Origin of the sequence: Acinetobacter sp. RG5, assembly GCF_031844265.1 — a bacterium.
GTDB lineage: Bacteria > Pseudomonadota > Gammaproteobacteria > Pseudomonadales > Moraxellaceae > Acinetobacter.
Genome location: NZ_JAUZUV010000006.1, coordinates 152,623 through 163,405, shown reverse-complemented (window position 1 = coordinate 163,405; position 10,783 = coordinate 152,623). Strand labels below are relative to the sequence as shown.

Here is a 10,783-nt window from a genome sequence, read left to right as displayed (position 1 = left end):
CATTTCAGGAGGCTTGCAACACTTCTTGCAAAGATTTTTTATCGTGTGTTTATTTTTCAAACCAATAAAAATATAAGTAATTGTTATATATAGTTAATTTATTTTCATTGTTTTTGAATTTTATTGAGCACATTCAATAAAACCCCTCCACAAACACAATAAGATATTGTTTTATTTCAATTTAAATTATAATAGTCTTTGTCACATGACTTATATCGTTCAATTCACATTCTATTCTTGTTTGATTCTTCATCAACCTGGCGTTTATATACACAAAACTTGTTTTATCCGGTCTTCATCCAAGATACATAGGCCCTATTTAAATATGGAAATATTGATTGCAACGCTAAAAATTAAAAAGCCATCGCTATTGAGCAATGGCTTTTGGAGTACTGAGGAACAATTAGAATTTCATACTGACACGTGCCCAGTAATTACGTCCCATATTATTAAACTGCTCGGTTGTTGGTAAACCTGTCCCGGAAGCCCCCATTTTATTTAAGTGCTCGGTATAAGTCCGGTTTAGGACATTATCGACTCCGACTGATATATCCACGCTATCCATGACATGGTAGCTACCATTTAAAGACAAAGTGCCAAAGCCTGCGCTCTGCTTATTGTCATAACCAACGATATTACCTTCTCGTTCACTAATACGACTTTGACCATCTACTACACGCCACAATAATCCAAAATTATATTTGTCTTGAACATAGCGCAAGTTAACACGGGCTTCTAAAGGAGAGATTTGTGGCAATGGTGTATTGTCTGTGGTGTTTTCACCCCAAGCATACATGGCACTGATATCTGCCTGAATCGCGTCACTAAATTGATAACCAATTCCAGCTTCTGCGCCAGCGATGGTGGCATCGACATTTCTAGAATCTGCTGCGTTAATTCCATGACCTGTCTGCTTATCGGCATCATAATTAATTAAAATATAATCATTAATTAAGCCTGTATAAGCAGATATCCATGAATTCAGTGCACCATGATGATGTTGATAGCCGAGATCTAACTGCAAGGTTTTTTCAGTTTTTAGATCTTTAAACGTAGATAATGCTTCACCGTTCAAATCTGTTTTAAATAATTCCCAATAATCTGGCACACGCTCTACATAACCTAAACCAATATATGTCTTACCATCATCATGCTCTGGATGTGTATTTTCAAAACGAATGAAAGCACTCGGCAAAGTCTCTTTACGATCAATACCACGCTTAACTGAATCAATATTGACTTGATCAATACGCAAGCCTGAAACGACTTTATTATCATCTCCTAGATCGTAGCTCAATTCACCAAAACCACCAATGGATTGAAACTCCATATCTGTTGTTACAGGAGAGTTCATCATGGGTTTAGTCGAATGGTACATACCGCCCGCATGTTTATTTAATTGAGAGTCTACACCACTGACTAACTGTAGCTTATCCCACTCATGAGTCATTGATAGTCGTGAATTTAAAGTTCGACGTGTAACGGTCATGGCTTTATTAGGTTCATCAACTTGACGTAAGCTAAAATTATCCATGACATGGTCATTAAAGTTGTAGTTCACTTGTGCTTCTATCTTTTGGATCACATCCGTGACGTTGTGCTTTTCCACACGTAAACCTAGACTTTCGCGTGCGAACTTGGAACCGTCCATTACACGGCCAGCATAAACAGCTTCACCATCTGCCTTACCACCCGTCAGCTCTACCCAGGTATCTGTATCTGGAGTCCAGCCCAATGCCAGATCCGCATTCCAGCGCTCCCAATCTGAAGGTACAGTGGTTCCATCTCCATCTTGATAACTATTCGATACTGAACGATTGGTATTGAGGCGAATATATTTCTGTTCATCGCCTGCTGCGACTTCCACATTATGATCAAGACGTCCGAAAGATCCCATCAAGACACTGGCCTGACCGCGATAGTTTTGATCTTGATCAAACTGCTCCGGTGTACGTTCGAAAATCACTGTGGCCGCAGAGCCAGTATTGGCATACTGAACCGTTTGCGGTCCTTTAATCACCGAAATACGGTCATAGCTTTCCGGAGAAATATAAGAGGTCGGCGAATCCATACGACTTGGACAGGCGCCCAGGTTTTCGGTTCCATCAGTCAGGATTTTAATTCGTGAACCAAACATGCCGCGGAACGTCACATCCCCATTGGTGCCGGCACCGCTATTGACCGAACTAAAGCCAACAATACTTTGCAAATAATCCGCACCATCACTGGCAGGAATCGGTTGAATCGGCTGTTTTGGATCAGCGCGGACAATCAGCCCATTGGCATCATTACCTGCTGCTGACGTCACCACAATCGGGGCAAACGTTTGCACCGGCATGGCATCATTGGCCATCGCCACCGAAGAATAACAAGCAACACAAATCGCAGCCGCAAGTGGCTGTAAAGAAAATTTAGGCTGAGCCATTTCTCTATCTCACTAAATACATAAATTAGGCACGGCTTGAGTCAATACCAACCCAAGCTGAAAAATGCAGATTTATGCAGGCAGTGGTGGCGCTCGCCCCTGAGGAATTAAGAAGAGTTGCTGAAGGACAAACCAGACATGCTTAAAGGTTTTTTGATAGGCAATTAAACGGACATGAATCCGGTCAAGTACCTGTTTGATGTCCAGATCAGGCGGTAAGACTAAATTGGCATGAACCTTACAGTACTGACACTGATGATTGGCATCATGATGATCATGTTGAAGATGACCGGATTGGACAAGGTGGCTATGCTCGCCAGCGCTATGCTGCGCATGGGCATCTGTGGCGATAAAAAGCGCACGCGTGATGGTTTCACAGACCGGAGCAACCTGATATTGCTTCGGTAACAAAGGCTGTAAAAATACAGCAATCTGTAGAAACACAGCTGCAAATGTAAATAGCAGCCCCGCGCGTAAAAACACAGGCTATTCCTAAAATATGCTTATGCTGATTATACCAAAGCCCAATCAGAATTGGGCTTTGCTAGACCATTTAAATAAACTTTAAAATGATCCTAGCGTTTCACTGCCACTTTGTCTTTATTACGCTGGCGGACCAGTTTTTCCACTTTTTCACGTGCACGTTGACGTTTTAATGGCGATAAATAATCGACAAATAATTTGCCATTTAAGTGATCCATTTCATGTTGGATACACACAGCGAGAAGTCCGTCAGCATCGAGCTCAAATGCTTGACCTTCCAGATTAATTGCCTCGATTTTTACGCGTGACGGACGATCAACTTTATCGTATATTTGAGGAACTGATAGACAGCCTTCTTCGTAGGGCTGCGTTTCTTCAGTCAATGGTGTGATTTTGGGGTTAATAAACACCATCGGTTGATCTTTATTTTCAGACAGATCCATAACAATCAGCTGAATATGACGATCCACCTGAGTCGCGGCAAGTCCGATACCTGGTGCTTCATACATGGTTTCAAACATATCCGCAGCGAGCTGACGAATTTCATCAGTCACTTCTTCGACAGGTTGTGCAATGGTACGAAGACGGGGATCCGGGAAACTTAAAATAGGTAATAAGGCCATACTGCGTCCTCAATTATGCCATTGATCAAAAAACCAAATGAAGGGAATGCTTCATCAAAAAAATGTGTGTAAGATCGTTATTATAACGCAACTACGCACATAATTTTAGGAATTATGATAATGAAAAAGGTTTTGAAGGGCATGCCATTTTTTAGTGCCTTGGGGTTTAAAAATCAGATGCTGGCACTTGCCGTCTGTGTTGGCGTCAGTATGGGGACCATTCATTCTGCCGAGGCAGCACCTGCACGCAACGTCAATCCACCGGCATTAAAAGCCAATGCACCGAACGTTTATGTGGTGAAAAAAGGCGATACGCTTTGGGATATCTCGAAACGCTTCCTGAAAAATCCGGTACGTTGGCCGGAAATCTGGGCCAGTAATAAGCACGTGAAAAATCCACACTGGATTTTCCCGGGTGACCGCCTGCTGATGTGTGATTACCAAGGCCGTCCGATTATTGGTAAAGACGAAGGTGATGGTTGTGAAGGTATTATCAGCCGCTATCTAGGCATTACTTCTCTGCAACCCCAGATTCGTGCTGAATCTTTAAATAATACCATTCCAGTGATTCCGCTTGAGCATATCAAGCAGTGGCTAGAACGCTATACCCTTCTGGCGCCTGATTCAGTTCAAGGTACGCCATATATCCTCGGAACTGCAGATCAGCGCGTACTGGCAGGCAAAGGCCAGAAAGTTTATGCACGTGGTCACGGTCTGGAAGTTGGCCAACGCTATGCGGTGTATCGTGAAGCTGAACCGTATGTATTTACGGATGCAAACGGCAAGAAATATACGGCTGCACTCGAGCTGCAACAGGTGGCATCTGGTATTGCGGTACGTGGCGAAGGTGATGTCACCACGCTTGAACTAACAGATAGTTACAATGCTGAAGTCCGTCGTGGTGATCGCGTCTTGCCTGAATACGATCCAATGTTACCGACCCTGTTCTATCCGACCAATGCAGAAAATATTGCTGCCGGTGGCCAGATTGTGCGTGTATTGGGATCAATTGGTACTGCAGCACGTCATAGTGTGGTCACCATTGACCGTGGTACGGCACATGGGGTTCAGACGGGTCATGTCTTTAGTGTGAATCAAAAAGGTGAAGTGGTCACTGATCCTAAAACTAAAGAACGTGTGCAATTGCCAGGTGAGCGTATTGGCCAGATCATGGTATTTAAAACCTTCGATCAGTTGAGCTATGCCTATGTGCTGGAAAGTGAATTACCAATCAAGGTTGGTGCAGGAATTCAAGCACCTCTTTTAGATGAATAAATATTTGTCTAAATAAAAAACTCAATAATAAGAAGACAACCCTATAGGTCTCAATATGCTGAACCCGTTATCGCGCGCGCAACTGGAAACAATTATGTTATGGTATCTGGTTCAGCATTCCCTTTCGAGTTTCTATAAAATCAGTCAACATTATGCCGAACTGGCCCATGCCCTTCAGCCGGATCAAGCCCCTGTCTGGCAGGCACTCGGTATTCATGCCAATCATGTACAGCGCTTAAAAGAATTTTCTCTTCCCGAAGCCCAGCAGAAATTTCAGCGTTGTCTGCAGCAGATCCAGCAGGATAGTGACTTTGTTTTATTGCATGGCGATCCGCATTATCCGCAGCAGTTGCATCCTTATACAGATAAACCCCCAATCATTTTTGGTCAGGGTAGACCCGATACCCTACTTCAGGCACAGATTGCCATTGTGGGCAGCCGCAAACCCAGTCCACACGGCCGGCAAGTAGCTTATGATTTTGCTTTTTACCTGAGTGAACAGGGTTTTTATATCAATAGCGGTCTGGCACATGGTATTGATGAAGCAGCTCATCGGGCTGCCATACAACATCAGGGGACAATTGCAGTGATGGCGACCGGACTGGATCAAACCTATCCAGTACAGCATCAGTCACTGCGCCAGCAAATCATTGAGCATGGCGGTGCCGTCATCAGTGAGTTTCTGCCAGATACACTGCCTTTGCAGCACCATTTCCCACGGCGCAACCGAATTGTCAGTGGTTTAAGCCTAGGCATCATTGTGGCAGAGGCTGCATTAAAAAGTGGTTCTCTGATTACGGCTAAACTGGCAGCCGAGCAAGGCAAAACCGTGTTTGCCATTCCGGGACATATTTATAGTGAGCATTATCAGGGCTGCCATCAATTGATTCGTGAGGGCGCGATTCTGATTGACCATCCACAGCAGGTCATCGAAGAACTGGCACTGGCGACGCAATGGCAAGCTTTGGAAAACATCGCCAAAACGAAAGTTACTGAAGCGACATCACAGCAAATTCCGCCGCATCTGCTCAGTCTGTATAACCAGCTGGACTGGGTGGGACAGACTCTGGATCAGCTGGGAATGCAGGTGCAGCAAGAGGTATCTTCCCTGACCAGTCAACTGATGGAACTGGAGTTACTCGGGTTTTGCACCCAGCAAGCCGGCCTGTATCTACGTTGTCGGATTCTCAAATAAGGTTCACAATAGCGCTTTGTTGTTTAATATAAGGTATCCACATGATCACTACCTCTGTTGCCGAAGCAGCAGCATGGCTTAAAGACGGACAAGTCTTGGCATATCCCACAGAGGCTGTTTGGGGCTTGGGTTGCGACCCCTATAATGAACAGGCATTTCATCAGATTTTAGAATTGAAGCAACGCCCGATTGAGAAAGGTGTGATTCTGCTGGCAGCTCATCTTTCACAGGTGGAACATCTGTTGCAGGATCTGACTGAGGAAATGCGTGAACAGGTGATTGAATCCTGGAGTAATGATCGGCCAGCAGAACGAGCCACCACCTGGCTGCTTCCTGCCCATCAGGAGATTCCTGGCTGGATTAAGGGCAAGCATCCCAAAGTTGCAGTCCGTGTCACCAACCATCCGCTCTGTGTAGCCTTGTGTCAGGCCTTTGGCGGTTTTATTGTTTCGACCAGCGCCAATCCTGCCGGAATGGAACCTGCGCGCTCACTGCAGGATGCGATCCGCTATTTTGACCAGAATCTGAATTATCTGAATGGTGACTTAGGCTTAAGCCAGCAACCAAGCCGGATCATTGATGCAGTGACTGGCGTAGTTATTCGTGACTGAGTCCTGTCTGATTTGGTCGGGACACTCAAGCCCGACTAAAGTTTTAAGACAAAAAAAAGCTCAGCCATATAGGGATGGCTGAGCATAAAAAAGGATGTGCATAAATCACATCCAGAGGGTTCAGAAAATCTCTGGGAGTCTGATAAAACAAGGATTTTCTTGCTTGATCATTCTCGATGGGCGCATTATGAAAGAAACTGAGTACAACGACAAGTACAATAAAACAATCAAATAATACATATTTTCTATTAATAGCAAACAATTTTTGACCAATATTCAAAATATCTTGCTCTTTCTATTCTCTTTTTAAAATAAAACGATATTTTTCTATTTGTTTTAACATTTGAAAATTAGCATTTAAAAGGGGATTTCAATTAAAAAAAATTGTTCAAAAGATCAATATTTAATCAGAAAAAATTCTTAATCAGCTCTTTTAATTCCTGATTAAGCGGATCTTCCGGGATATTGTGCCCAGAGGATTCCGAGTAAAATGATGCCACCGCCGATACTGTGATACATGGTCCAGGCTTCGCCCAGCCACAAATATGCGACTACTGCGGTAAAGACAGGCATCAGATTCATAAAAATACTGCTGCGATTGGGACCAAGTTGTTGCACAGCCATCATCCAGAACAAGGGTGCGGCAATAGAAGGAAAAATTCCGGCATAGATAATGCTGGCTGCATTAGCATGATTGATGCTATCCAGACCTAAAATCAATACCAAAGGAATATGATAGAGAAAGGCCATAAAAATCTGGATATACAGGCTCACTAAGAGTGGAATCTGAATCTGCCATTTTTTCAGAAACACGCCATAACAGGCATAGAAAAATACTGCGATCAACATCAACAGATCGCCAATATAACTTTCACCGACAGTTAAAAACTGCAGGCCCTGCCCTTGTGCCATGACATACATCAAACCAATAAAGGACAAGAGACTTCCCAGCACTGCAGTCTGTGTCGGGCGAATCTTTAAAACAAAAATACCTACGATAATGGTAAAAATAGGAATAAAGGCATTAATCAGGCCCATATTGGTCGCAGTGGTGTAGTGTGCCGAGCTATAGGCTAGCCCCTGATACAGCACCATTCCCAGCGCACTCAAAACAGCAAAATGTCCGAGATGCGGACGGATCTGCGGCCATGCTGCTTTGACTTTAGGCAACATGAATGGAGTTAAAATCAGTAAGGCCAAGGCCCAGCGGTAGAAACTGATACTGATGGGAGAAATATAATCTGCCACATAACGGGTAACCGTCATATTCAGAGACCAAATCAAAACTGCGGCCAGTGGTAAGGCCATGGCCCACCAGACTGCCTTTTGTTGCTGTGTCATACTTTCATCCATGAGTCGCTGGTCTTGTTATTAAGCTATGCCTATTCGCGCATCCTAGCATAATAGATTTTTCACATAATATTGAGGCAATTTGCAGCTTTAAGTAACTGAGCTCACCTGTTTCTACTTGTGCTGAAAGCGAATACCCGTTAAAACAAATACCGTTCAGTCGCAATAAACAGGAAATCTAATGACTCGCTCTGTATATGACATTCCAGTCAAAACTATTGAAGGAACAGAAACCACTTTAAACCATTACCAGGGTAAGGTTTTGCTGGTGGTTAACGTCGCATCTAAATGTGGCTTGACGCCGCAATATGAAGGCTTACAAAAACTGTATCAGGACAAAAAAGCGGAAGGTTTGGAAATTCTTGGCTTCCCTGCCAATAACTTTTTGGAACAGGAACCGGGTAGCGAAGCCGAGATTCAGGAATTCTGTTCAGTGAATTATAAAGTCGACTTCCCGCTATTTGCTAAAATCTCTGTCGCAGGCGAAGACAAGCATCCTTTATATACCACCCTTACGCAAGCGATCCCGGAACGCATCGGTGAAGGCCCTTGGTGGAAAGATCTGGTCGATTATGGCCTAACGCCAAACCAGCCACCAGAAGTACTATGGAACTTTGAAAAATTCCTGATCAATAAAAATGGTGAAGTGGTGGCACGTTTTGCACCGGATATTACTGCGGATGATCCACGGATTGTCGATGCAGTGAACGCAGAACTTGCAAAATAATTCTCGATTATTCTCATAAGCTTCAAGCTTGAAATAAGTATCTATTTTCTTGATAGATACTTATTTTTTTAAAACCGCTATTTAGCTAAATTGAGATTAACCGGACATATCTTCAAAATGATTGCAGGCCGAACAAGCCAATTTGGTGAGAACAAAGTACTTCTTTACCAGTTTTTAATAATCTTTTTCCTGTTTTTAAATAAGGAAACATTCGGAACCCAGAAGAATTGTTATGAGTTTGCAACAATCTTTTTTATCTCCATAGTTTGTCCTTATATTAAATACTACTCAAATTCCATCACCTGTATCGAGACCCTGATTCCATGTCCAAGATTCTTGCCAATGCTGTCCTTCCTTTCGCATTATTTAGCTCTGGAATTTTACTGATGGGCTGTGAACAGGCTGTCGAAGCACCGGCTGAACAGGCAGATACCACGACCTCAGATCTGGAACCAGCCTCTCAGCAACAGAGTTCAGCAGCACAAACCGAACTTAAATCGGGCAATATGTTTTATATGGTTCGTGATGTCGCCGACTTGCAGCTCAAGGCCGGCAGTTATGTGGAACAGTTAAAACAGACCCAGACCGAACTGCAAACGGCGGTCGAAGCTAAAGATACCCAGCAACTGGAGTCCACTGCGACCCAGCTACAACAGCAACTTAGCAGTTTTAATCAGGTGTTAGGCAACCTGAACTTGAAAAGTCAGGAAATTGACCAGATTCGTGACAACATTATGACCGCCAATCAGCAAGTTCTGGCTTCTCCTCTTTTAAATGGTCAGGTGGATTTCAGCCAAGTGAACTTGAAAAAGATTGAATCCCAGATGGTTAATGTGCAATCCGAAATGGTCAAACTGGCCGGCTTGCTGATCCAGAATCCAGATCAGGAATCAGAGAGCAATACTGATCAGGACAATACTTAAAATACCTAAAAATCTCATTTTGAGGCGATTGATCGAAACCCACCTTCCTCAATCGTCTTGCAGGCTATACACTGTTATGGATTATAAAAATTATATTTAGATCAAGAATTTTCATCTAATCAGATCATCAGGAGTTCAATCATGTCGAATTCAGTGCTGTATTCTGTGGTTCCAGTCACATCCCGGCTTGATCTGAAAGATCCTTTTATTTTTACCGTTCATCATCAAGATCATTATCCGCAAGGCAATGTCGAATTAGGCACAGTTTCCCCGCCACAGCAGCATGAATATGACATGTATTATGGCGAGAGTATTCCCGGCTTTCCGGAGCATCCGCATACTGGCTTTGAAACCATTACCATTGTCGAGCGCGGTTATGTCGATCATTTTGACTCGCTTGGAAATTCGGGCCGTTATGCCGCGGGTGATGTGCAATGGCTGACCACTGGCAATGGAGTACAGCACTGCGAGATGTTCCCATTGGTTCATCAAGATCAGGACAATCCGCTGGAGCTGTTTCAAATCTGGCTCAATTCCTCACCGGAACAGAAAAAACAGCCTGCCGATTATAAAATGTTGTGGCGTGAACAGATTCCACATGTATTTTCAGCCGATGCGGCCGGACGTAAAGCAGATATTCGGGTCATTTCAGGACAGTTTAAACAGACTCAGGCACTGGATCGTCCGCCACATTCATGGGCAGCTATTCCAGAGAATCAACTCAATATTTATTTAATCACTTTAAAACCGGAAGCAGAATTAATCATTCCTGCCAGCACAGCTACTGCAACGCGTTTTTGTTATTTTTATCAAGGCAAAAGCTTAGAACTGGAAGGACAGAAGATAGCGCCAAAGCATCTACTGGAACTCAAACCGGATGCAGATATTCAGCTCAAAGGCGGTTTACTGGAATCGCATATTTTATGGCTGGAGGGTGAACCGATTGGCGCACCGGTTGCCATGCATGGGCCTTTTGTTTTGAATAGTGCGCAAGAGCTGGAGACTGCTTTTCGCCGTTATCGCGAAACCCAATTTGGTGGCTGGCCTTGGCCAAGTGCTGAACCATCATTTCCACCAGAACACCCGCGTTTTGCCAGTTATGACGGTGGTCAACGCGAAGAATATCCAGAACAAAGAAGCCACTGAATAGTGGCTTCTTTGTCGAGTCAAT

10 protein-coding genes are annotated in these 10,783 nt (G+C 43.8%); 6 read left to right on the top strand and 4 right to left on the bottom strand.

Going from position 1 to position 10,783, the window contains the following annotated elements:
- Positions 1-403: 403 nt before the first annotated feature.
- The 3 genes from Q9R21_RS08455 to def all read right to left on the bottom strand — a co-directional run bounded on the left by Q9R21_RS08455 (position 404) and on the right by def (position 3,531).
- Positions 404-2,425 (bottom strand): TonB-dependent copper receptor, encoded by a 2,022-nt coding sequence (locus tag Q9R21_RS08455; RefSeq protein WP_311204259.1) that lies wholly within the window; start codon positions 2,423-2,425, stop codon positions 404-406.
- A gap of 72 nt (positions 2,426-2,497) precedes the next feature.
- Positions 2,498-2,908, bottom strand: a complete 411-nt coding sequence (locus Q9R21_RS08450) for a DUF2946 family protein (protein WP_311204258.1) — start codon at positions 2,906-2,908, stop codon at positions 2,498-2,500.
- Between the two features lie 92 nt (positions 2,909-3,000).
- Complete coding sequence (def, locus tag Q9R21_RS08445) at positions 3,001-3,531, bottom strand: peptide deformylase (protein WP_004644875.1); 531 nt, start codon at positions 3,529-3,531, stop codon at positions 3,001-3,003.
- 120 nt (positions 3,532-3,651) lie between these two features.
- On the opposite strand from def, the gene Q9R21_RS08440 reads away from it, so the two are divergent.
- From Q9R21_RS08440 to Q9R21_RS08430, 3 genes are read left to right on the top strand one after another with little or no spacing between them, the layout of a single operon-like run.
- Complete coding sequence (locus tag Q9R21_RS08440) at positions 3,652-4,806, top strand: LysM peptidoglycan-binding domain-containing protein (RefSeq protein ID WP_311204257.1); 1,155 nt, start codon at positions 3,652-3,654, stop codon at positions 4,804-4,806.
- Positions 4,807-4,861: 55 nt separating this feature from the next.
- Positions 4,862-6,001: a DNA-processing protein DprA gene (gene dprA / locus Q9R21_RS08435; RefSeq protein WP_311204256.1), complete on the top strand. Its 1,140-nt coding sequence runs from the start codon at positions 4,862-4,864 to the stop codon at positions 5,999-6,001.
- A 41-nt stretch (positions 6,002-6,042) separates the two neighbouring features.
- Positions 6,043-6,612: an L-threonylcarbamoyladenylate synthase gene (locus Q9R21_RS08430; RefSeq protein WP_005105144.1), complete on the top strand. Its 570-nt coding sequence runs from the start codon at positions 6,043-6,045 to the stop codon at positions 6,610-6,612.
- A gap of 444 nt (positions 6,613-7,056) precedes the next feature.
- Here Q9R21_RS08430 and Q9R21_RS08425 read toward each other — a convergent pair whose 3' ends face one another.
- Entirely contained in the window at positions 7,057-7,953 is an 897-nt protein-coding gene (locus tag Q9R21_RS08425) for a DMT family transporter (RefSeq protein ID WP_114542445.1), read from the bottom strand.
- A 190-nt stretch (positions 7,954-8,143) separates the two neighbouring features.
- On the opposite strand from Q9R21_RS08425, the gene Q9R21_RS08420 reads away from it, so the two are divergent.
- The 3 genes from Q9R21_RS08420 to Q9R21_RS08410 all read left to right on the top strand — a co-directional run bounded on the left by Q9R21_RS08420 (position 8,144) and on the right by Q9R21_RS08410 (position 10,758).
- Positions 8,144-8,689, top strand: coding sequence for a glutathione peroxidase (locus tag Q9R21_RS08420; RefSeq protein WP_180180995.1), 546 nt, complete (start codon positions 8,144-8,146; stop codon positions 8,687-8,689).
- A gap of 323 nt (positions 8,690-9,012) precedes the next feature.
- Positions 9,013-9,612 carry a hypothetical protein gene (locus Q9R21_RS08415; RefSeq protein ID WP_311204255.1) on the top strand — a complete coding sequence of 200 codons (600 nt, stop codon included), beginning with the start codon at positions 9,013-9,015 and terminating at the stop codon, positions 9,610-9,612.
- Positions 9,613-9,753: 141 nt separating this feature from the next.
- Positions 9,754-10,758: a pirin family protein gene (locus Q9R21_RS08410; RefSeq protein ID WP_311204254.1), complete on the top strand. Its 1,005-nt coding sequence runs from the start codon at positions 9,754-9,756 to the stop codon at positions 10,756-10,758.
- Positions 10,759-10,783 lie beyond the last annotated feature (25 nt).

Bases quoted from the DNA above. Each gene is read 5' to 3' on its own strand.
- Q9R21_RS08455 (WP_311204259.1), bottom strand. From the start codon at position 2,425: ATGGCTCAGCCTAAATTTTCTTTACAGCCACTTGCGGCTGCGATTTGT.
- def (WP_004644875.1), bottom strand. From the start codon at position 3,531: ATGGCCTTATTACCTATTTTAAGTTTCCCGGATCCCCGTCTTCGTACC.
- Q9R21_RS08440 (WP_311204257.1), top strand. From the start codon at position 3,652: ATGAAAAAGGTTTTGAAGGGCATGCCATTTTTTAGTGCCTTGGGGTTT.
- dprA (WP_311204256.1), top strand. From the start codon at position 4,862: ATGCTGAACCCGTTATCGCGCGCGCAACTGGAAACAATTATGTTATGG.
- Q9R21_RS08430 (WP_005105144.1), top strand. From the start codon at position 6,043: ATGATCACTACCTCTGTTGCCGAAGCAGCAGCATGGCTTAAAGACGGA.
- Q9R21_RS08425 (WP_114542445.1), bottom strand. From the start codon at position 7,953: ATGACACAGCAACAAAAGGCAGTCTGGTGGGCCATGGCCTTACCACTG.
- Q9R21_RS08420 (WP_180180995.1), top strand. From the start codon at position 8,144: ATGACTCGCTCTGTATATGACATTCCAGTCAAAACTATTGAAGGAACA.
- Q9R21_RS08415 (WP_311204255.1), top strand. From the start codon at position 9,013: ATGTCCAAGATTCTTGCCAATGCTGTCCTTCCTTTCGCATTATTTAGC.
- Q9R21_RS08410 (WP_311204254.1), top strand. From the start codon at position 9,754: ATGTCGAATTCAGTGCTGTATTCTGTGGTTCCAGTCACATCCCGGCTT.